The following is a 22,273-nucleotide window of genomic DNA, read 5'->3' as shown; positions in this document are numbered from 1 at the left end:
TGGATGGAGCTGCTATACCAAAAATAGCCGCTGTTTCATTGAAGGACGTACCGTTTTCAATCATGAAGTTTAGTACATCTAGTTTAAACTGTGGGGTGTAGTTTGTATATCGTTTTATAAACGCTTCTACACCGTTATGTTCATATTGTTTCTTCCAAACTCGAATAATTTTATCATCAGCCCCGATTGATTGAGCGATTGTTTTGAAGCTTTCATTGCCATTCAAATACCTTAGAACGGCTTGTAATTTTTCTTCAGCTGTAAATTTAGCCATAAAAAACTGCACCTCCAATTGTTAGTTGTGTCTAACAATTGGGGTGCAGTTCAATAGGCTCTCCGGGATTTTCATTAGATTGTATACGGTGTGATGTTCTCCATCCCGATCATCGGGTCAATCAACTGTTTTTCGACAGCGACAGCAGTGAGAACAGGTTCTTCGTTATCTATAGGATTCTTTTCGGTTTTAGATTGTTCCTTTGACGGAGTGTTTTCAATATCTGGCGTTACGCGAATCGTTTCATCGGGTTCAGCTGCATCGAGTTCCGTTGTCAAGCGTTTGACCAAGGTGGTCTTTCTGTTCGCTGAAGAAGAAGACAAACTCTGTTGGAAAGCTGCTTCTTCCCCACACAAGATCAACAAGCGGCTGGCACGAGTGATGGCAGTATACAATAAGTCTTTTTTCAACATGCGGTGGTAACTTCTTACCAGCGGCAGAATTACCATTTCGAATTCACTGCCCTGTGACTTATGAATTGAACAGCAATAGGCCAGTGTGATTTTGTTCCACTCATTGCGCGTATAGGACACTTCATTCGCATCAAATTGAATCGTCAATTCTTCTACATTGTTTTCCGATTCTTTGGCCGTGATGATTCCGGTGATTTCTCCCATATCCCCGTTAAAGACATTCAATTCAGGTTCGTTCACAAGCTGCAGAACTTTGTCACCGATTCGGTACACACTGTCCATATGCTTGACTTCTTTTCGCCTGCCTGAGGGGTTTGGATTAAACAAGTCTTGGAGCATTTTGTTCAAGTTGTCGATTCCGGCCGGCCCTCTGTACATAGGGGCCAACACTTGAATATCTTGAGCGGTGAACCCTTTTTCAATCGCTTTGGACACCACTTGAGCCACTACGTCCATCACTTGATCGGCTGAGCAAGAGAAAAACGAGCGGTCGGCTTGATTTTTTCTGAAATCTTCCGGCAGCCGGTCATGCTTGATGTCATGTGCCAACGTGGTGATCGATGAGCCGTCATCCTGCCGGTAAATTTCATCCAGCTCCATCTTTGGAATTCGTTCGCTGTCGATTAAATCATGCAGAACTTGTCCTGGACCGACGGATGGGAGCTGGTCTTTATCTCCCACCAAAATAACCTGCATATCTTCAGGAATGGCTTTAAAGAGCTGATTCGCCAACCACGTGTCTACCATCGACATTTCATCGATAATCAATAACTGTCCATTTAAGGTGCGGTCCACGTCGTCCATTTCGATGTTTTCTTGCCCTGTCAACCCCAACAACCGGTGTATCGTGCTGCTTGGAAGGCCGGTGGTTTCATTCATTCGCTTTGCCGCTCTTCCAGTCGGCGCAGCAAGCAAAATGGGAAAAGCTTCGTCTTTGTAGGAATAAGGATCCAAGGACAGATCGTGCAATTCTGCAAAAAGAGAAACGATGCCGTTGATGACGGTGGTTTTTCCTGTTCCCGGCCCGCCGGTCAACACAAATAATGGCGACTGGATAGCTTGCTCTATTGCCTGTTTTTGTGATTTCCCATAAGTGATGCCGAGTGTTTTCTCCAGTTTTTCCAATTCATCCAAAATGTCTTGGCGTTCGATTTGTTTGCCTTCTTTTTTCTCCAGCATCCGTTCCACTGAGGAAGTGATTCCCCATTCCGCTGCAAAGAGAGAAGGAAGATAAAAACGGTCTTCCTCTTGGATGATCTGCCCTTCCTGGGAAAGTGAAATGACTTGATCCGCCACCGCTTCCGGTTCAATCAAGAACGAACGGCTGCTTTCAAGGACTCTCAGGGCTTCCTTTAATAAGTGCTCACTTTCGACATATGTGTCCCCGCTGCTAAAACAACTTTCCTTCAAAACATACGAGATACTTGCACGGATACGATTGGGTGAATCTCCATCGATGCCCATCTGTTCAGCGAGTGCATCGGCTCGTTTGAACCCGATATTTTCGATGTCTTCCACCAATTTATACGGGTTATTCCGGATGATGTCCAACGTTTGCTCTTGGTAGACCTGATAAATCTTATACGCGAGCTGATTTCCTATGCCAAGCTGGTTCAACTTCAACACCACTTGGTCCATGCCCTCTTCTTCTTCCAGGACCTTTACAATGGTTTCTCTTTTTTTCTTATTCAATCCGCTCACTTTTTGTAATGAATCCGGGTCATCCAAAATCGTTTCAATGACATTTTCTCCAAGGGTCTCCACAATGTTTGTGGCCGTGACTGTTCCGATGCCGACGAAACGCGGACCGGATAAATACGCCACCAGTGCTTCTGTTGACGACGGTCGCTCCTGCACGTACCGCTCGCTTTGGAATTGCACGCCATATTTTGGATGGTTTGTCAGGTCTCCGACAAACCGATAAGGAACCTCTTCTTTTATTTGGCCAAAGTTACCGGTGATCACAATTTCATCTTCTGAATACGTGGTGTTGGTTTCTTTTACACGCACGAGTAATACTTTGTAAAAATTGGATGGGTTTTGAAAGAAAACCGAAAGGACTTCTCCAATGATATACCGCTCTTCACTTTCATCTAATTGGAGACCAATTTCCTCTCTCATGTTGCAAACCCCTTTCTAATTCCGATCCGTCAATTTTCGATCGGTGTTTCTTCTTTTCATTTTAACGAAACTTCCGGGAATAATCTATGTAAATAAAGAAAACTTCTGCACTGGAGCGCAGAAGTCATTCTTTATTATACGTATTGCAATTCTTCACTGTGGTTGTATGCCGCATCGATGGTGCCGCCGCCCAAGCATTCTTCGCCGTCATAAAAGACGATGGCTTGTCCCGGCGTGATGGCACGCGCTGGTTCATCGAATTCCACTACTGCTTCTGTGTGGTCTTCATTCATGCGAACAGTCACGCCGACATCCGTTTGACGGTAACGGAACTTAGCGGTACAACGGAATGTGTCCGGTCTGTCTTCGTTTGTCGTAAAGGAAATTTCGCTGGCGTTCAAATGTGTGGAGTACAGTTTTTCATGATGATACCCTTGTCCTACATAAAGAACGTTCTTTTTCATGTCTTTCCCTACTACAAACCATGGTTCGTTGGAAATGCCTCCTCCACCGATTCCAAGACCTTTCCGCTGCCCGATGGTGTAATACATCAATCCATCATGACGGCCTTTCACTTCGCCGTCAATGGTCATCATGTCACCTGGCTGCGCCGGGAGATAATTCATCAAAAATTGTTTGAAGTCGCGCTCGCCGATAAAGCAAATGCCGGTCGAATCTTTTTTCTTCGCTGTCGCAAGGTTGGCTTCTTCTGCGATTTTACGGACTTCTTTTTTGTCCATTTCACCCAATGGGAACATCACTCGAGAAAGTTGTTCTTGGGACAATTGATTCAAAAAGTAGGTTTGGTCTTTGTTGTTGTCGACGCCTCGAAGCATCCGCGCTGTACCGTCCGCATCACGCTCAATGCGAGCGTAATGACCGGTAGCAACATAGTCTGCCCCTATGTCCATGGCATAGTCTAAAAAGGCTTTGAATTTGATCTCTTTGTTACACATGACGTCCGGGTTCGGCGTACGATCCTTTTTGTATTCTTCCAAAAAGTAGGTGAAAACTTTGTCCCAATACTCTTTTTCGAAGTTTACGGAATAGTACGGAATACCGATTTGGTTTGCAACCAAAGCCACGTCGTTGTAGTCTTCTGTCGCAGTACACACGCCATTTTCATCAGTGTCGTCCCAGTTTTTCATGAACACACCGACCACGTCGTACCCTTGCTCTTTCAATAAGAGCGCTGTGACAGAAGAGTCCACTCCTCCGCTCATCCCGACGACAACACGAGTTTTGCTGTTGTCTGTCATTTTATCACCATCATTTCTGTTAGATTCTGAAATAATCTACGAGTTGAAGGTCGTATTCTTTCAGTCTTTTTCATTATACTTACTTAACGTAAGTTGTCAAGGGTTGGTTCGCACCGACGGCCGAACAAAAGTGTCCGGCCGCTCATTTCAAATCTTTAGTTTACTCTTTCCAACACTTTTCCTTCCAGCAATCCATAAAAGACAGCTTCGACGCTTTCTCGATATTCTGAAAATTTGTCATTTTTATAAATATTGACGGGCTGCAGCCCGTTCGCTGTCGTAGTGGAAAACTTCAAATCGGATAAGTCTTTTGAAATGGTGATTTTCAACTTAGGCGCATGCGGGTCCGATACCATGGTCCCTAAAATACGGACAAGTTGGAATTTTCCGCTTTTTGTTTCCGTGAACCCGTTGTCTCTCAGCGTGTATTTCTTTGCATCCGGGTGAATCCGGTAAGTGTCCGAAGCTCCCGGCAAAGAAGCAGTTTTTATATTCTGTGTCACTGTTCTCCGTCTTCCTCTCAAAAAATTGTGTTTACTCTTTTTTCAATCGATCAGCGGCGTTTTTGATTGCTTGAGCTGTTTGGACCGCATCTTCAACTGTGTTGCCCATCCCGAAGCTGATGCGTAAAGATTCAGAAATGGCAGCATGTTCCGCTCCGTACATCGCCGTGAGCACATGACTTGGGTCGATGTTTCCAGCTGTACATGCCGACCCGGCGGAAACAGCAATGCCGGCCAAATCCAAGTGAATAATCAATTGCTCGGATTTGACGCCTTTGATGTGAAGGTTCAAAATATGCCCCAACGAATGCTCAGGATCACCGTTCATCTCTGTTTCAACACCAAGCGTATCGAGTTCTTCCAGCATTTTCTTTGCCAACTCCCGGTAACGCTCTCTGCGGGACTGGCGTTCAGCCATCATAATTTCCGCCGCTTTTTTAAATCCGATGATTCCCGGGATGTTTTCTGTTCCAGCCCGGCGTTTCATTTCCTGCTCTCCGCCCAGCATAAAGCTCGGCAAGTAGATGCCGTCTTTGACGTACAAGAACCCCAAGCCTTTCGGACCGTTGATTTTATGTGCAGAGACAGACAACAAATCGATGTTGTCACGTTGGACGTCAATATCCAGCAATCCATATGCTTGGACCGCATCTGTATGGAAATAGGCAGGTGCATCACTTTCTTTGATGATGGCTCCGATTTCTTCAATCGGCATGACGGTGCCGACCTCGTTGTTTCCATACATAACGGAAACTAGAATTGTATCTGGGCGCAATGCCTCTTTGACGTCTTCAGGTTGAATCCGCCCTTTTTGATCCACCGGGAGATACGTCACTTCAAAACCTTTGCTTTCCAGATACTCCATCGGCCGGATGACAGCATGGTGTTCCACTGAAGTGGTGATGATGTGTTTCCCTAAATGCTCCCTTGCTTCAGCGGTTTTCAAAATAGCGGTATTGTCGCTCTCGGTGCCTCCACTTGTAATGATGATCTCTGAGGGATCCGCATGGATGCTCTTGGCAAACACTTGACGGGCCTGATCGAGAAATCCTCTGCTTGAACGGCCGAATCGATGGATGCTGCTGGCATTTCCAAATTGTCCTGTCAGAGCTTCCGCCATTTCTTTTGCCGCATCCGGATGCATCGGGCTTGTGGATGCATGGTCAAGATAGATGGCATCTTTCATTGGTATTCATCCTTTCTGTTGCACATGCCATATATGGTCTTTAATTTCTAACTTCATACAGTTCGGGGAAGAGCATGTTCAAAATCCCTTTAGTCAGTCTTCTTCCTTTTCCTTCATAGACATAGGCATGCATATGCATGGCGGGGTTGAAGTTGGCTTCAATCGCGGTGTATCCAGGATTTTCCTCTGTGCTCGGCTGCGTATAGTCCGGAATAATCAAATCAACTCCACTTACTTTTGCACCTACCACTTCTGTGATTTGGGCAGCAATCTTTTTGTAACTGTCATGCATTTGGTCGGTAAAGTCAATGGAGTCTCCTCCCGTGGAAATGTTGGAATTCTCGCGAAGATAAACCTTTTGTCCCGGTTCTGGTATGCTGTTCACATCCAACCCCTGGGCACGCAGCATCAGCTGTTCAATTTCTCCCAACGCAATTTTTTCCAATGGTGCACGGTGGTTTTCTCCCCGTAAAGGATCTTGATTTTTCTGTTCAACCAATTCCTTGACTGACTGCTTACCATCCCCGGTCACATTGGCAGGAATTCGCAGCAACACCGCTTCTGTTTTGCCGTTTAAGACAAAGAATCGATATTCCGTTCCTGGCGCATATTCTTCCACGAGAATCGCATCGTCTTCTTGGAACGCCAACTCCACTGCTTCCTCAAATGATTCCCGGGCGGCCGGCTCTTTAAATACGGAAATCCCCACACCATAGTTGGTTGATTTTGGTTTAACGACAATTTTTTTGTGTTCGAACTTCCAGTAGTCCGCTTTAGCGTCAGCAGCAGAGATGTATTCTGCGCCTCCAGGGACAACAAAACCGTGCTCCGCCAACACTTTTTTTGTCACTGTCTTGTTTTCCATAATCAAAGGCGCAATATACGTATCTTTCGCGGTCATATTGCCATTCTTCACATACTCCACGTGATTTTGGTGGGACAAGCGCAAAAATTGATCTTGTTCGTCCAGTATTTTTACCTTGATGCCTTTTTGCAATGCATCAAACAGCAAAAGTTGGGTAGACATTTCCATGTTTTCAAAACCACGTAACAAGAAAGGTTTTTCCAACGCTGTCTGTTTGTAAGCAGATGCCAGACGGCTTCCAAGTTCCAAATAACTTTCTTCTCTCATAAGGTCAACCAGTCGGGCAGCCTTTGTTTGTTCAGGGTGCTCCATCAACGTTTGAGCTCGTCGGATACTTTCCATGGATTCTTGGTCGGCTCCAATGACAGAAGCCATCTCTTCCATCTCGCGCAGGAGTCGTTCTCCTTCTTCTTGATACTGAGAAATTGAAAACGGCGACTCCATTGCCGTCCTTTCATTCATTTCGTTTCCAAGTGTGAGTTTCTCCAGCGAACTGTCTTCGTCTTCCATCCAAACCAACAACAAAAGAAACATATGGATAAAGCGCAGGCTTTCCACTGAAAGGCCGAATGGATCAAACGGATCGACATCAATGGAACGGAATTCCACATATTTGATTCCATTTGCAACCAAATCTTTGACTTGGCTGGCTCCCCGCACTCGGGCGGATCCGTAAAATTCTCGTTCTTCTGACAATAATCCTTCTTGGGTCATCCGCTGAATGTCTGACGCATATTCTTCTACGGATGCATAAGATACTTGAACGTCTTGAGTATTGTGATACCCATAAGGACTGTTGCGCAAACTGCGTACGTACTGTTCAGGCGGTTCAACCTTTTCACCTTTCACCGAATAAAAGTCTGGTTCTGCATGCGGCGATGCGCCCAACATGTAAGTCAGCAGCCAGCGGTAACGAATAAAGTTCCTCGCTAACTTCATATGCACAGCGTTTGAAAAATCTTGGAACGTTTCCGTTGTTTCAGCAGCTTCATACAGCGCACGTAAAAATCTGTCGCTAAACCCATAGTTGATGTGAATGCCGCTGATCATTTGTTTTCGCTTGCCGTATTTCCTTGCCAATTCTTCCCGGTAAAGAATTTGATGCTCTTCCTCCACTTTCACGATGGGGATCTGATCGTCTGAAGGCAGCTTCCCCGGCATGCTGAAGGGCCACATCCATTCATCTTCAGGCAACGTGCGCCAAGCCACGTCATGCAACGCAGCCATCCAGCGGTAAGTTTCAGAAATAGAATCTACAGCGGATGTGATCAGCTCAAGCTGGCTCTCACTGAAATCCGTTTGAATATAAGGGTGATACGAACGGCTCCCAAAGCCGGACGGATGGTCGGTCAACGCCAACTTTCCTTCTTTGTCCACACGCAAAGATTCTTTTTCTATACCAAAATCTCCTTGGAGAAAAGCTTCCGTCAAATTATTTTCCACGATTGTCTGTTTTATTTTCATATCAGTCACGCCTTTATTAGTTAATCCTCTTATTGGAAATGAGTCCATTTGCCACCCTTCCATCTTATCACAATCGCCGGCTCTCAAACAGTGCCCGGTTTTCGTTTTTGCAATGTTACTTCTTTTGCGGCTGTTGGTTCCCACAGCTTTTAAGTGATATACTGTCGTTAGAAAATGAATGGTAAGGAGAATCTCTATGAACCAACCGCTGGCTTATCGTATGAGGCCTGAAAATATCAGTGAAGTTGTAGGACAACAACACTTAGTGGGGGAAGGAAAAATCATTTGGCGCATGGTACAAGCAAAGCGTCTTTCTTCCATGATTTTATATGGTCCCCCGGGCATTGGAAAAACCAGTATCGCCAGTGCCATCGCTGGTTCAACCAAATATGCGTTTCGTACATTAAACGCAGCGACCGACAAGAAAAAAGATATCGAAATTGTTGTTGAAGAAGCAAAGATGAGTGGAACAGTCATCTTATTGCTGGATGAGGTCCACCGGCTGGATAAACCCAAGCAGGATTTTTTACTGCCTCATTTGGAAAATGGTCGGATTGTTTTGATCGGTGCCACAACCGAAAATCCTTATTTATCCATTCATCCCGCCATTCGAAGTCGTACCCAGATTTTCGAATTACACCCGCTCTCAGAAGAGGACATTATGACCGCTTTGAACCGAGCAGTGAACGATGAAGAAAAAGGATACGGCAATAAAGACATTTCCCTCAAAGAAGAAGCGCTGCAGCATTTTTCAAGAGCCACCAACGGAGATCTACGCAGCTCATTGAACGCGTTGGAGCTGGCAATCGAGTCAACCAAACCGGACAAAGACGGCATCATCCACATCGATTTAGCCGTCGCAGAAGAATGTGTCCAACGAAAAGCGATGACACACGATAAAGATGGAGATGCCCATTACGATGTCATTTCCGCATTTCAAAAATCTATTCGTGGAAGTGATGTCCACGCCGCCCTTCACTATCTGGCAAGGCTCGTGGAAGCAGGAGAACTCGCCACGATTTCCAGGAGATTAATGGTCATCGCTTATGAAGACGTTGGACTGGCCAACCCAGGCGGAGCAGCTCGAGCCGTAACGGCCGTTCAATCAGCAGAGCGGCTGGGTTTTCCAGAGGCACGGATTCCTTTGGCAAATGCAGTCATTGAATTAGCCCTTTCCCCTAAATCCAACTCAGCGATTGAAGCAATCGATCGGGCATTGGCGGATGTGCGCAGCGGAAAGATTGGAGACATTCCGGCAGACTTAAAAGATGCACATTACAGCGGAGCTAAAGAGCTGGGTCGTGGAAAGGGGTACAAATATCCCCATGATTATCCGGGCGGAGTGGTTCCACAACAATATCTGCCGGATCGACTGAAACACGCTACGTATTACACCCCTAAAACGACAGGTAAATTTGAGGATGCCATGGCTCGTCAATATGCCCGCTTGAGTCAACTTACAAAACAAGACAAGAACGGTTAAGCGTTTACTTCCGCTTAACGGTGATAGTTTTTTACAATTCCAAAAGCGCAAATATTGACACGCCCCACCTCCTGTGCTAGTATAAGGATAAGAATTCTGAGGTGTTCGTGAAGTCTTAATTGCGTTGACCGAACAATGAATGTTGATTTGGGATTCGAAAGAGCAGGTGGATGACATACCATTTCACTTGGTCGTCAGAAATCTGTTCGGAGAAGCCCCCCTGCTTATGAGCGGGTTCAACCAAACAGACGTTGTAACGGCACCACCGGAATTCCATTGAGCAACAAAAGAAAAGGGCCGGGATAATCCCGGCCCTTTTTGTGTTTAAATATTCCTTTCATATTTTGGTATGCAAGACTTATTCCAAAGCTGATTCCGACTTTTTAACGCGTATAAAGGTGAATAACTTTGAAAACGACTTCATTTGACTTAATATATACATAAGGAAAGGTTTTAGAAAAAAAGATTGGAGTGAAGAATATGTATCAAGAATATCAACGCATATTAGTGGCAATTGATGGATCCAGAGAAGCTGAGCGGGCGTTTAAGAAAGCTGTTGAAGTGGCTAAACGAAACAATGCGACTTTAATCATCGCTCATGTCATTGATACACGTTCTTACCAAAGCTTCTCCACGTTTGACGGGTCTATTGCAGACAATGCAAAAACAGAAGCAAGAAACACATTAAATGAGTACAAAGAATACGCAGCAAAAGAAGGCTTGGCAGAAACTGTGACTGTCCTTGAATTTGGATCGCCTAAAGTTATGGTCGCCAAACAAATACCTGATGCCCAAAATGTAGATTTGATCATCCTGGGTGCAACTGGCTTGAATGCGGTGGAACGTCTCTTTATCGGTTCTGTATCCGAATATGTCATTCGCCATGCCCGTTGCGATGTTTTGATTGTACGAACAGACTTGGATAACCATGTACCGGACTGATACTTTTTCCAATAAAAATAGGTCCTTCCCTCTTTTCAGATGGGAAGGACCTATTTTTTATTAAGAGAGCTGCACGTTCCCACAGATTTCTCCTAAATTATTTTTGGTTTTTGAAGCGTTCTACTTCACGGGCAATCATAACTTCTTCGTCTGTTGGAATCAAAAGAACTTTAACTTTAGAATCATCAGTGGAGATGATACGTTCTTTTCCACGAACGTTGTTGCGTTCGTCGTCCAATTCCACGCCGAATGTAGTAATGCCGTCAATGATTTCTTTTCTGGTTTCGACTCCGTTTTCACCGATACCTGCTGTAAAGACGATTGCATCACAGCCGTTCATCGTAGCGATGTAAGAACCGATGTATTTTTGAACGCGGTTAGCAAAAATACGCAAAGCAATCGCTGCTTTTTCATTTGTGTCTTCTACATCTTCCAGGTCACGCATGTCGCTGGATACGCCGGACAAACCTTTCAAACCAGATTTGTTGTTCAAGATGTAAATCATTTCATCGATCGTGTTCAAACCTAATTTTTCCATCAAGAATGGAAGCAAGGAAGCATCGATATCTCCGGAACGAGTTCCCATTGTCACACCAGCAAGAGGAGTGAATCCCATAGACGTATCAACAGATTTTCCGCCGTCTACTGCAGTGATGGATGCACCGTTTCCAAGGTGGCATGTAATGATCTTCAACTCTTCCAACGGACGACCCAACATTTCAGCTGCACGTTCAGATACATACTGATGGCTTATTCCGTGAGCGCCATATTTACGAGCGTTGTATTTTTCATAGTATTCCATCGGAATGCTGTACAAGTAGTTTACTTTCGGCATCGTTTGGTGGAAAGAAGTATCAAAAACAGCCACGCTTGTGATGTCTGGCAAAATTTCGCGGAAAGCTTTGATTCCTGTCGCATTTGCTGGGTTGTGAAGTGGTGCAAATTCAGACAAGTCTTCAATCTGTTGGATGACTTCCTCTGTCACCAATGCGGAGTCTTGGAAAATTTCTCCTCCTGCAACCACACGATGTCCGACACCAGAAATGTCGTTGAAGTCTTGAATGATGCTCAACTCGATCAATTGTTTCAACAACAATTCTACTGCTATTGCGTGGTCTTCAATGTCCAGTACTTGCTCGAATTTTTCTCCGTCACCATATTTGATAGTAAAGATGGAATCGTTCAAGCCAATACGCTCCACGATACCAGAAGCGATGACTTCTTCTGCTGGCATTTCATATAATTTCCATTTCAAGCTGGAACTTCCAGCATTGATCGACATAGTTTTTGGCATTACTTTCTCTCCTCACACTTCTATGGATATAAAAATCTTGTTACTTCAGGTTCTTTTCTTTCCAATCCACTACTTCAGCGATAAAACGCTGCAGCGATTCCCGCTCTCTGAAATCTGGTGCAACAGCCAACAGGACTTCTTTCGCCTGTTGTGCCTGCGCTCCTTTTTTCTGAAGCATCAATATAGCTTTGCGAGATTGTTCATTCTTAAAGAATTCCTTCGGCAATTGAATGAAACCTTGGAAATAAGCCACTTTTTGAATATAAGAAAGCAGCGTTTTTGATTCATCCATTTGAAAAAGATTCGCTGGAACAATGAAAAAGGCAAACCCATCATTTTTTAAGTAGGTTAATCCTTGCTCAATAAATAAATAATGAGAATAAGATTTGCCTTCTTCAAAAGAAGTCTCGAACTTGGCCGCATTTGTATCAAGCGGATAGTAACCAACCGGCAGATCACTGATCACCAAATCGGATGGTTCCACCAATAAATTCCCCAGCGCATCTTGGTGCGTCAGCCGGATGTCTTCCAATCCCTGCAGGTCTATATTCACCGATGCAATGCTTAACAGCAAGTCATCATTATCAATTCCTTCAGCGGACACTTGCAATCCGTCGCTCCTTAATTGATTGTAGACAACAGACAACAAGTTGGCTGTTCCAACGGCTGGATCCAATATCTTCACTGACTCTTTCCGTTCTTTGAATACAGTCCGGATCAAGTACACCATCAATAAGCCGATGGCATCGGGAGTCATCTGATGATTCGGCTGCAAGTAGTCTTCTTTGGTTCCTTTTAAGATGGCCAATTGGACTGCTTGTCTGATTTCTTCTGCCGACATCTCATCGAATGACACCGTCGCGTAAAGTTTTCTTAATTCCTTTGCTGCTTCCTCGCTTGGTTTTCCATCAATAATTCTGGGTTCTTTCCCGTCCAGGATGTTTTCTCCTGTTTCCACAAGGGATTCGAGATAGGACATGTCCAGTTCTTTTTGGAGAATTTCCACGGAAGAATGCAGCGTGGAAAACAGAGCGGTTACTTTTTCGTTTGCCACATTTTTCAGCCTTTCTTAGAGAACCTAGCATTTACTCTACTGAAGTACGTCAGGAAATACACTATGAAAGAATCCTACCCTTAGTTTAGCGAAATATCCCTATACTTACAAGCCAGGTTTCTCTTCATTTCTCAGTTTCTTTACTTGACACATTGCTCCTCCCCTTTCTCTTAAAGAAAAAGGGCATAAAAAAATGGCCTGAGATTTCTCAGGCCAAGTTGTTTGCGTATTATCCTTATTGAGCAACAGGATAAACAGAAACTTGTTTTTTGTTGCGGCCTTTCCGTTCGAAACGTACCACGCCATCTACTTTAGCATAAAGAGTGTCGTCTCCGCCAATTCCAACGTTTACGCCAGGGTGGATTTTTGTACCACGTTGACGGTACAAAATAGATCCTCCGGAAACAGCTTGTCCGTCTCCAGCTTTAGCGCCCAAACGTTTGGATTGAGAATCACGTCCGTTTGATGTGGAACCGCCACCTTTTTTCGTAGCGAACAATTGCAAGTTCATTTTCAACATCCTATACACCTCCTGTTTACTCGATTTTTTCTTGAACAGCGACATATTGTGGATATTCTTCAGAAACACTTTTGCATGAAAGACAAAGACTTTCCAAAAGTATTTGTGCGGTCTGCCATTGTTGCTCTGATAAATCTTCCGGTAAGGCGACGTACAAGTAGCCGCCTTCTTCTTCGTCCGTTTCCACCAGTGGAGTGAATCCGCCGATTTCAACCAGGCTGTTTACCGTTCCGATACTCAAAGCAGAAACAGCAGCACACACAATGTCGTATCCGTATGGTCCCGATTCTGCATGACCAGAAATCTCGACAGAAAGAATGTCGTTTTGGTCAGTGCGCCGGAAATGTGTTTGAATCATTTCCTTGCCTCGTTTCCTTATGCGTTAATGCTGTTGATGACAACTTTCGTATAAGGCTGACGATGGCCTTGTTTACGATGGGAGTCTTTTCTACGTTTGTATTTATAAGTAACAACTTTTTTGTTGCGGCCTTGTTTTTCAACTGTGCCTTCAACCGTTGCGCCTTCTACCAAAGGAGCTCCGATTTTTGTTTCGTCTCCTTTGACCAACAATACTTCGTCAAAAGTAACTGTTTCTCCAGCTTCGGCATTCAATTTTTCAATGTAAATTGCTTGGCCTTCTTCAACGCGTAGTTGTTTTCCACCTGTTTTGATGATTGCGTACATTCTCTGCACCTCCTTATAGACTTAGACTCGCCGTCATGAGCGCCTGATGGACTTAATGACTCACTCCGAGCGGTTGTAGCTGTGGTGCTTCACATTACAACATTAGTATCATACCAAAATGAAAACACCGAGTCAATGAATAATTCTCTGTTTTAAAAAGAGAATTATTCAGACAAAAACTCATCCGATGAGACCATCCGGGTACTAAACGCTTCGGAGAAAGCCAAATCGTGTGTCACAAGTAAAATACCGGTCCCTGCGGCGGCAATTTCTTGGATCATCTTCCCTATCCCGCTTGCCGACTCCCTGTCCAAAGCGGATGTGGGTTCGTCGAAGCAAAGGATATCGGGGTTCAGCATCATAGCACGTGCAATCGCGACCCGCTGCTGCTGTCCTCCAGAAAGGGTACTCGGATACGCGTCTTTTTTCTCCAACAGCCCCATCTGACCGAGCAGCTCTTCTGCTTTTTTTTCTGCATCTTGTTTGCTCATCAACTTTTGTGCTAATGGAGCTTCTATGCAATTTTCAAGTACCGTCATATTCGGAAACAACTGATAGTTTTGGAAAACCATACCGATTTTATTTGTGTATCTCTTTTGTTCTGCTTTGTCGGCATAATGAACAGCTCCTGTTGCATCCGATTGGAACAACACTGTATCGCCGATGGAAAGTTTTCCACTGTCCGCTTTTTCGAGTCGGTTCAATATGCGCATGAAAGTGGTTTTACCTGTACCCGACTTCCCTACAAGAGCGATAATTTCTCCCTCTTGTATTGTTAAGCTGAAATCTTTCAAGACAGGGACGCCTGAGAAAGATTTTGATATTTTTTCTGCTTTCAATGCCATGATCGCTGTCTCCTTTTAAAATGTAAATCGTTTCTCTATTTGGTTTAATATGAGTGTCACCACGCCGGTGATAATCATATAAAAAACACCGACCGCTAAAAACGGCACCAATGAGGCATAGGTGTTGGCCGCAATTTGACCTGCACGCAATAACTCGCCAATCCCTAAGATATAAATTAATGAAGTGTCTTTCACCAATGAGATGACCTCATTTCCGACTGATGGGAGCACCACCCGTAAAATTTGCGGCAAAATGACTCTTCTAAATCCTCTGACCTTTCCAATTCCAAGCACTTTAAGGGCTTCAAATTGGGCTGTAGGAACTGACAAGATACCGCTTCTGAAAATTTCCGCATAGTAAGCCGCATAATTCAATATGAATGCTATGACAGCAGCTGTAAACCGATCGAAGGTGATGCCGACCAAGGGCAGTCCGAAGAACACGAACATCAATTGCAGCAGCAAAGGTGTGCCGCGCATCACGTATATATACACTTGGACCAGCCAGGAGATTGGCTTCGGACTGTACACACGAACCAACGATACCAAAAACCCTAACGGCAGGGTGGTCACTACAATGATAAAAAACAACAGCATGGTTGTCTGCAAGCCATTCAATAATGATGGCATGATTTCACTTATTAAACCCATTTTACCTCTTCCTTCTTCTCAATTAATCGGCAAACCACTTCGCGTAAATCTCTTGACGGGTGCCGTCCTGTTCCATCTCTTCCAATGCAGTGTTCAACTTTTCCAAAAATTCCGTGTCACTTTTCCGGACACCGACTCCGGTATTTTCTTGGCCGAATGACTCGTCCAAAATGCGATACCGGTCGTCGCCTTTTTGTTTCATTGTGTAGCGGGCGTACGTCTCGCTTACCGCGATGGCGTCACTGCGTCCACTGTCCAAATCGTTGAACACATCTGTATAACTGCGGTATTGGATAATCTCGCCGTCAGCAAATGTCTCCACTATCCCGGTCGGGTGATTCATCAATAAATCTACTGTACTCGAAGATTGTTGAGAAGCAACTGTTTTGCCTTCCAAGTCTTCCCATGTCTGAATTGGGCTGTCTTTTAATACGACAAACACTTGACTCGACTCAAAATATGGAACACTGAAATTGACTTTTTCTTTTCTCTCTTCTGTCATGGAATAACCGTTCCAGATGGCGTCTATGTTCCCTGAATTCAATTCTGTTTCTTTCATTGCCCAGTCAATGGGTTGGAATTCGACTTCGACTCCCATTCTTTCAGCCGCCTCTTTTGCCAGGTCTACGTCAAAACCAATCAGATTTCCTTCATTGTCACGGAACCCCATCGGTACAAACGTATCATCCAATCCTACGACCATTGTATCTCCAGGCACTGCTGCAAAACCCTTGTTTTCCTCGTCAGAAGCTTTTGTGTTTGTACATGCGGCAAGTACGGCCGCTCCCATTCCTATGATCAATGCAGTACGAATAAACTTTTTCATTTCCTCTCCCCCTGGTTGTGGAATTGACTTTTTTTATTCTGAAAACCACTTGCTGTAAATTTCGTCGAATGTTCCATCTTCTTTTATGTCGTTCAACGCTTGGTCGAGCGCTTCTTTCAATTGTGTGTCTTCTTTGCGCAAGCCCACGCCATACTCTTCTGTTCCAAATGTATCTTCCAGCACGCGGTAAGCAACATTGGGGTTTTGCTTCATGTAGTACCGTCCCATTGTTTCGTCTACAACAATGGCGTCGCTTCGTCCGGATGCCAAGTCATTGAACACGTCATTATTGGATGGATATTGAACAACTTGTCCGTCATTGAAACGTTCAACGATGTTCGATTCATCTGCCATAATCGCGTCTACCGCACTTGATGACTGTTGAGCAGCCACTGTTTTTCCGGCTAAATCTTCTTTTGTCTGAATATCGCTGCCTTCCAGTACAACGATGATTTGATTATTTTCCATGTACGGTTCACTGAACGCTACTTTTTCTGCCCGTTCGTCTGTGATGGTATATCCGTTCCAAATCATGTCTATGTTTCCTGAGTTTAACTCGGTTTCTTTCATTGCCCAGTCGATTGCCTGGAATTCCACTTCTTTGCCCATGCGTTCTCCAGCCTCTTCCGCTAAATCCACGTCAAAGCCGACAATTTCTCCTTGGCTGTCTCTGAATCCCATTGGCGCAAACGTGTCGTCTAAACCGATAGTGAGTGTGTTGTCGTCTTGTCCCGCTGTATCGGTGTTGTCGCATGCTCCCAAAACGCCTGCGGTACCTGCCAGAAGCATCAGTTTCATCCATGTTTTTTTCATCTTGTTTGTCCTCCATAAATTTAATATTCTAGTTTCTATTGAGCTGCAGTCTCAGAGAAACAAAAAATCGTCCTTTAGTCATTCCCCTGCACAGAGAATCACTAAAGGACGATTCGTTAACGTAATCGTGGTCCCACCTTTATTTACAGTCCCTTCACAGGAACTGCCTCACAGCGTTCAAAACTACTAAACGCCTGCACTGTAACGGGTGCTCCCGGGATAAGCTTACTTTTCAGTTCAGCCTCCAGCTCAGAGATGTGTGTTCAGAAAGGTCTCTTGACTGCTCACACCACCCACAGTCTCTCTGAAAAGAGGCATTTCCTACTTTTTCTCGTCGTCGCTATTAATTTGAGTACTACTGTATCACACTTTTTTCTTTCTGCCAAATATTTTTTGCCAGAAACTTACTTTTTCTTCTTTCAATGTCATCAAAGGAACCGTCTCACCCAAGATACGGCGGGCAATGTTGCGGTAGCCTTGAGACGCCACATTATCCGGATCCAATACGACTGGATTCCCTTTATTGGATGAGCGGACAACTTGGTCGTCTTCAAAAATGATACCCAGCAAATCCACTGAGAGGTGACGCGTGATTTCATCGATATCCATCACTTCACCTTCCTGCATCATTTTTTTCCGAATACGGTTGATGACCAAACGTGGACCGTCAACATCCATTTTTTCGATTAAGCCGATGATGCGGTCCGCATCTCGGATAGCCGAAATTTCTGGTGTTGTAATCAAAATTGCTTCATCTGCTGCAGCCGTCGAGTTCTTAAATCCTTGCTCGATTCCTGCTGGACAGTCAATGATCACGTAATCAAATTCTTCTTTGAGTTGAGTAACCAACTCAATCATTTGTTCTTCATGGATTGCTTCTTTTTCTGCATTTTGTGCAGCTGGCAATAGATAGAGCTGATCATTGAATCGTTTGTCTTTAATGAGCGCCTGATGCAATTTTGCACGGCCTTCGACCACGTCAATAATATCATAAATGATTCTGTTTTCCAGACCCAAGACTACATCCAAGTTACGCAATCCAATGTCCATATCCACCAAACAGACTTTTTGCCCTTGCAATGCAATCGCTGTTCCAATATTGGCTGTGGAAGTTGTTTTCCCCACGCCGCCTTTTCCTGATGTGACTACAATCGCTTTTCCCATTATAGCAACCTCCCTGTCAGTTCACCCAATGCCGGCCGAATTTTTTTCAAGTTGTCTACCGGCTCAAAATTAACATTTTTTGATTCATTTATATACGCAACTTCATAGTTGGCAGTAGGGGTTTCTTTTTCTTCCAAAACGTGGACTTGGTCCGCAAGCCGGACTTGAGAAGCATGTTGGTAATCAGCTACAACGACAGCTTCTTCATCGCCTTCAAACCCTGCATGGGCAATGCCTCTCAGTTCCCCGATGATGAAAATACTTCCGGCTGCCCGCAGTACTCCGCCTGGATTGATGTTTCCAATCAATAGCACATCTCCAGGCAGATCCATCACCTGTCCACTACGAACGGTGTCCATCTTAAGTTGTAAGCTGTTTTTCTCATGCCAGTCGTACGCTTTTTCGATTGTCACAACCTCTGCGTTGAATGATTGGATATCGAACTGGCTGTGAGATTTCACAATAGAAGTGATTTTTTCTTTTTCTTTTTCTGTCATCAGCCGGTTTCCCGTTTCCACAAACAGTGGAATACGTTCTTCGTTTGCATCTTTTGTATCCTCTGTATCTTCTGTATCTTTTTTCTCATTTTTTTGTTCGTTGTTGATTTTTTTCAATAAGGATTCCAGCTGTTCCAGAATTTCTTTAAACGCTGCCTCTGCTTCAATTCGAAGCTGGTAGCCATCTTTAACTCCTCGTAATGAAACCACTTGCTTCAACTTATCCACCCTCCGTCTTTTGGAATGCAAATCAAATCATTTTTGCTTCTTCCATTGCATTATCCGTAATTTTTTTCAACGGAAAATACAATAACACATAAAAGATTCCATTTAAGAGCAATGTTGGGCCTAACCTGGCGGCAAAAAACCCGCTCCACGTCACTTGTGTTAAATCAATGCCTTGATACACAAGATAGACCAATGTTTCCAGTAACGTCAACATCACAATGCCTATCATACCCATTGTACCTAAATTAATGTACACAAACTTTTTAAGATAGAAAACGGTATAGACTATTAAGGCAAAAAAAGCCAAATATATGCCCAATATCCCAGTATAATAGCTGTCATATAAAAAACCATACAGCATTGCCAAGTACATCGCTTGATTCTTCGGCAGGCGGAATGAGAAGTAAAGCAGTCCAATAAAGAGCAACCGAGGAACCATCAGATAATTGTCGCCTGCCAATTGGTTCCTAAAAACAAATGCGAAGGTGCCGTCAAAAATAAACAGACAAAACAGAGTGAGAAGTGGGATCAATGTTCTTTTCCACTGAATCATTCTTACTCCTCGCTTTCTGCATGACGGTCAATAATTGATACGTAACGTATATCATTGAAATCCCCCGCCGGCACTACATAGACACGTTGGGAAAGACCGAAATTATCCATCGTCACTTCATCAACGGTCCCAATCAACAAAGAGCGGGGCGTCTTTCCACTCAAGCCGGAAGTGACGACTTGTTGTCCTGGTTCCAGTGTCACATTGGTGGTAATCTGATTCATAATCAGCCGCCCAGTTTCTGCTTCGTATGCACTGATTACACCGTGGACAACGTCTCCTTCCTCGGTGATGATTTCAGACGACACCAAATTGTTTCGTTGATCCATCGTGGAAATCAGCCGAACTTTGGAGCTTGTCGGATTGACTTCACTGATTCGTCCAATCAGTCCTTGACCGGACATGACCGACATACCCAACTCTACCCCGTCTTGGCTCCCCCTGTCTACAATGACTTCTTCCACCCAACTGTCCGGGTTGCGGGCAATCACGGCCCCTGTGATGGTCGAATAATCAGTAAGGGAGTTTTGCAGTTCCAGCTCTTCTTTCAACGCTTCGTTCTGTTCTTTTGTTACCGACAATTCTGCTTGGATCTCATAAACGCTGTCTATTTCTTGTTTCAATCGTTGATTTTCTTCATATGTATCCAGCAGATGATTCACTGATTCAAATACATTCGTCAACGCGTTTGCAGGTTTCGATACTACACGACCCGCCACCGCTGTCACATCGTTCATTATTTGTTGGAATATATTTACGGATCCATTTCTGTTTAATGAAACTGCAAGCAGAGCAAAAAACAGGATCACGCTGATCAACAAAACAATGAGTTTTTTGTTTGTGAAAGACTTGTTCACTCATTACACCTCATCAAAATTCGTGCTTCGTTTATTCTACCATAATTTTCTTTATAAATGGCGGTGTCCTTTGTTTTTTTCAAAAAGTTTGAAGAACTGTCACTGTATGCATACCTGCTTGCATCGCACAGGTTTATCTATCAACACAATAAAATAAGAGTTTGGGAATCCCCAAGCTCTTATCTTGTCACATCCATTTGACTATCTTCTTGCTTGTTTGCGGTAAACGTCGAGATGCTTAAGGGATTCGCCTGTCCCGATTGCCACACAATTCAACGGATCATCCGCAATGAATACCGGAACTTCTGTTGCTTTTGAGATGACATCACTGATGTTTTTCAAAAGCGCTCCCCCGCCGGTTATGACAATCCCACGGTCAATTACGTCCGCAGAAATTTCAGGGCTGGTTTTTTCAAGTGTCTCTTTAACAGCTGCGATGATTCCTTCAATCACTTCTTGAATCGCTTCCGCTACATCCACAGCAGTTATCTCAATGGTTTTTGGCAGACCTGTCAACATATCTCTTCCTCTGATATCCGTTGTGTCGTTTTCATCTGCCTCTTCAATCGATGCACATCCAAGTTCTTTCTTCACTTGTTCTGCTGTTCGTTCCCCAATTAAGAGCTTGTATTTTTTTCGAATGTATTGAATGATCGCCTCGTCCATACGGTCTCCCGCCATTTTAATGGTCCGACTGCTGACGATGCCTCCAAGAGAAATGGTCGCTACATCCGTTGTTCCTCCGCCGATATCTACAACCATACTTCCTGTTGGATCCATGACCGGCAGCCCTGCGCCAATAGCTGCCGCAAACGGTTCTTCAATCAAGTAGGCTTCTTTCGCTCCGGCCATGCGCGTAGCGTCTAGAATCGCCCGTTTTTCAACTTCAGTCCCGCCTCCAGGCACACACACCATGACAACCGGCTTGGACGCCGTGTTTCCGACTGCTCGTTCGATGAAATACTTCATCATGGAAGCTGTCGTGTCAAAATCAGCGATTACACCTTCTTTCATCGGTCGAATGGCTGTAATGGAACCCGGTGTACGGCCGATCATGTTCCGCGCTTCTTCTCCAACAGCCACCACATGGTCCTTCTTGATGTCTTTGGCAATGACAGAAGGCTCGCCTACAACAATTCCTTTGCCTTCCATGTACACATTTGTATTGGCGGTTCCCAGGTCAATACCGATGTTTTTTTTACGAAAATTAAACAAAATTCCCATCCTCTCATCCGTCGTGCGTTTGTCAATTAGACCGTATTTTTATTCCGGTCCTGCAGAGCGGTCTTCAAAAACTTGTGCAAGTTTTTTTCTAACCTATTGTACACTCATTTACAAAAAAATGATATATTTTCTGTTTGTTTTATGCGTTTTCCACACATTCTGTGAGCATAATATGTATAAACACAGATTCAGAAACTGTCAACAATGGAAAAGAGGCTGGAAGACACTGATTACTCAGCAATCGTTCCAGCCTCTTGTTTAGGTTTGTTTTACTGATTAACGTTTAACAACGTTAGCAGCTTGTGGTCCGCGGTTTCCTTCTTCGATGTCGAATTCTACTGCTTGACCTTCTTCCAAAGATTTGAATCCTTCTTCTTGGATTGCAGAGAAGTGTACGAATACGTCTTCTGCGCCTTCACGTTCGATGAATCCAAAACCTTTTTCTGCGTTAAACCATTTTACTGTACCTTGTTCCATTATAAAACATCCTCCTCGTGCCGAAGCACAAAAATATTTTTACATTATTGCTTTTGGTACGATTCGGAATGCATTA

At 44.2% G+C, this 22,273-nt stretch carries 23 protein-coding genes, 1 other RNA gene and 2 other annotated features; of the genes, 3 read left to right on the top strand and 21 right to left on the bottom strand.

Translation table 11 applies throughout. The features are described 5' to 3' along the window. The 6 genes from G470_RS0106665 to gshAB form a co-directional block, all read right to left on the bottom strand. A partial coding sequence (locus tag G470_RS0106665) for a helix-turn-helix domain-containing protein (RefSeq protein WP_028274156.1) occupies positions 1-274 on the bottom strand: 274 nt, incomplete at its 3' end. Positions 275-348: 74 nt separating this feature from the next. After that, positions 349-2,808, bottom strand: a complete 2,460-nt coding sequence (gene recD2, locus G470_RS0106660; protein ID WP_051258470.1) for an SF1B family DNA helicase RecD2 — start codon at positions 2,806-2,808, stop codon at positions 349-351. A 134-nt stretch (positions 2,809-2,942) separates the two neighbouring features. Continuing rightward, entirely contained in the window at positions 2,943-4,067 is a 1,125-nt protein-coding gene (gene mnmA / locus G470_RS0106655) for a tRNA 2-thiouridine(34) synthase MnmA (protein WP_028274154.1), read from the bottom strand. Positions 4,068-4,222: 155 nt separating this feature from the next. Then, positions 4,223-4,570, bottom strand: a complete 348-nt coding sequence (locus G470_RS0106650) for a hypothetical protein (protein WP_028274153.1) — start codon at positions 4,568-4,570, stop codon at positions 4,223-4,225. 31 nt (positions 4,571-4,601) lie between these two features. Beyond that, complete coding sequence (locus G470_RS0106645) at positions 4,602-5,756, bottom strand: cysteine desulfurase family protein (protein ID WP_035445225.1); 1,155 nt, start codon at positions 5,754-5,756, stop codon at positions 4,602-4,604. A gap of 40 nt (positions 5,757-5,796) precedes the next feature. Then, complete coding sequence (gene gshAB / locus G470_RS0106640) at positions 5,797-8,085, bottom strand: bifunctional glutamate--cysteine ligase GshA/glutathione synthetase GshB (RefSeq protein WP_028274151.1); 2,289 nt, start codon at positions 8,083-8,085, stop codon at positions 5,797-5,799. A 196-nt stretch (positions 8,086-8,281) separates the two neighbouring features. Between gshAB and G470_RS0106635 the strand changes: the two genes are divergently transcribed. The 3 genes from G470_RS0106635 to G470_RS0106630 all read left to right on the top strand — a co-directional run bounded on the left by G470_RS0106635 (position 8,282) and on the right by G470_RS0106630 (position 10,510). After that, positions 8,282-9,568 carry a replication-associated recombination protein A gene (locus G470_RS0106635; protein WP_028274150.1) on the top strand — a complete coding sequence of 429 codons (1,287 nt, stop codon included), beginning with the start codon at positions 8,282-8,284 and terminating at the stop codon, positions 9,566-9,568. A gap of 90 nt (positions 9,569-9,658) precedes the next feature. Next, positions 9,659-9,844: non-coding RNA, 6S RNA (gene ssrS, locus G470_RS14090), on the top strand. 204 nt (positions 9,845-10,048) lie between these two features. Then, positions 10,049-10,510 (top strand): universal stress protein, encoded by a 462-nt coding sequence (locus G470_RS0106630; RefSeq protein WP_028274149.1) that lies wholly within the window; start codon positions 10,049-10,051, stop codon positions 10,508-10,510. Between the two features lie 97 nt (positions 10,511-10,607). On the opposite strand, the gene G470_RS0106625 is transcribed toward G470_RS0106630, so the two are convergent. The 15 genes from G470_RS0106625 to G470_RS0106555 all read right to left on the bottom strand — a co-directional run bounded on the left by G470_RS0106625 (position 10,608) and on the right by G470_RS0106555 (position 22,197). After that, the gene (locus G470_RS0106625) at positions 10,608-11,804 is read right to left on the bottom strand and encodes an acetate/propionate family kinase (RefSeq protein ID WP_028274148.1); all 1,197 of its coding nucleotides are present in this window, start codon (positions 11,802-11,804) and stop codon (positions 10,608-10,610) included. 40 nt (positions 11,805-11,844) lie between these two features. Beyond that, entirely contained in the window at positions 11,845-12,858 is a 1,014-nt protein-coding gene (locus tag G470_RS0106620) for a class I SAM-dependent methyltransferase (RefSeq protein WP_028274147.1), read from the bottom strand. A 235-nt stretch (positions 12,859-13,093) separates the two neighbouring features. Beyond that, the gene (rpmA, locus tag G470_RS0106615; RefSeq protein WP_035445224.1) at positions 13,094-13,378 is read right to left on the bottom strand and encodes a 50S ribosomal protein L27; all 285 of its coding nucleotides are present in this window, start codon (positions 13,376-13,378) and stop codon (positions 13,094-13,096) included. 16 nt (positions 13,379-13,394) lie between these two features. Next, entirely contained in the window at positions 13,395-13,736 is a 342-nt protein-coding gene (locus tag G470_RS0106610) for a ribosomal-processing cysteine protease Prp (protein ID WP_028274145.1), read from the bottom strand. Positions 13,737-13,753: 17 nt separating this feature from the next. After that, positions 13,754-14,062 (bottom strand): 50S ribosomal protein L21, encoded by a 309-nt coding sequence (gene rplU, locus G470_RS0106605; protein WP_028274144.1) that lies wholly within the window; start codon positions 14,060-14,062, stop codon positions 13,754-13,756. A 13-nt stretch (positions 14,063-14,075) separates the two neighbouring features. After that, positions 14,076-14,147 (bottom strand) — a sequence feature (ribosomal protein L21 leader region). 79 nt (positions 14,148-14,226) lie between these two features. Continuing rightward, on the bottom strand, positions 14,227-14,907 hold the full coding sequence (locus G470_RS0106600) for an amino acid ABC transporter ATP-binding protein (protein ID WP_028274143.1): 681 nt from the start codon (positions 14,905-14,907) through the stop codon (positions 14,227-14,229). 15 nt (positions 14,908-14,922) lie between these two features. Beyond that, positions 14,923-15,558, bottom strand: coding sequence for an amino acid ABC transporter permease (locus G470_RS0106595; protein WP_028274142.1), 636 nt, complete (start codon positions 15,556-15,558; stop codon positions 14,923-14,925). Between the two features lie 22 nt (positions 15,559-15,580). Continuing rightward, positions 15,581-16,384: an amino acid ABC transporter substrate-binding protein gene (locus G470_RS0106590; RefSeq protein ID WP_028274141.1), complete on the bottom strand. Its 804-nt coding sequence runs from the start codon at positions 16,382-16,384 to the stop codon at positions 15,581-15,583. Between the two features lie 33 nt (positions 16,385-16,417). Further along, positions 16,418-17,197, bottom strand: coding sequence for an amino acid ABC transporter substrate-binding protein (locus G470_RS0106585; RefSeq protein WP_028274140.1), 780 nt, complete (start codon positions 17,195-17,197; stop codon positions 16,418-16,420). A gap of 101 nt (positions 17,198-17,298) precedes the next feature. Further along, positions 17,299-17,544 (bottom strand) — a binding site (T-box leader). Between the two features lie 16 nt (positions 17,545-17,560). After that, complete coding sequence (minD, locus tag G470_RS0106580) at positions 17,561-18,361, bottom strand: septum site-determining protein MinD (protein WP_028274139.1); 801 nt, start codon at positions 18,359-18,361, stop codon at positions 17,561-17,563. Continuing rightward, a complete protein-coding gene (locus tag G470_RS0106575) occupies positions 18,361-19,086 on the bottom strand; it encodes a septum site-determining protein MinC (RefSeq protein ID WP_156907991.1) in 726 nt (241 codons plus the stop codon). Before G470_RS0106575 ends, minD begins: the two co-directional genes overlap by 1 nt. A gap of 22 nt (positions 19,087-19,108) precedes the next feature. After that, positions 19,109-19,639: a rod shape-determining protein MreD gene (gene mreD / locus G470_RS0106570; RefSeq protein WP_028274137.1), complete on the bottom strand. Its 531-nt coding sequence runs from the start codon at positions 19,637-19,639 to the stop codon at positions 19,109-19,111. Positions 19,640-19,641: 2 nt separating this feature from the next. Next, positions 19,642-20,496, bottom strand: coding sequence for a rod shape-determining protein MreC (gene mreC, locus G470_RS0106565; protein ID WP_028274136.1), 855 nt, complete (start codon positions 20,494-20,496; stop codon positions 19,642-19,644). Positions 20,497-20,697: 201 nt separating this feature from the next. Next, positions 20,698-21,711 (bottom strand): rod shape-determining protein, encoded by a 1,014-nt coding sequence (locus G470_RS0106560; RefSeq protein ID WP_028274135.1) that lies wholly within the window; start codon positions 21,709-21,711, stop codon positions 20,698-20,700. Positions 21,712-21,996: 285 nt separating this feature from the next. Then, positions 21,997-22,197 (bottom strand): cold-shock protein, encoded by a 201-nt coding sequence (locus tag G470_RS0106555; protein ID WP_028274134.1) that lies wholly within the window; start codon positions 22,195-22,197, stop codon positions 21,997-21,999. Positions 22,198-22,273: the final 76 nt, after the last annotated feature.

Origin of the sequence: Atopococcus tabaci DSM 17538, assembly GCF_000429585.1 — a bacterium.
Lineage (GTDB): Bacteria > Bacillota > Bacilli > Lactobacillales > Carnobacteriaceae_A > Atopococcus > Atopococcus tabaci.
Note: the sequence above shows the minus strand (reverse complement) of the source record. Positions and strands in the feature narration are given on the sequence as shown.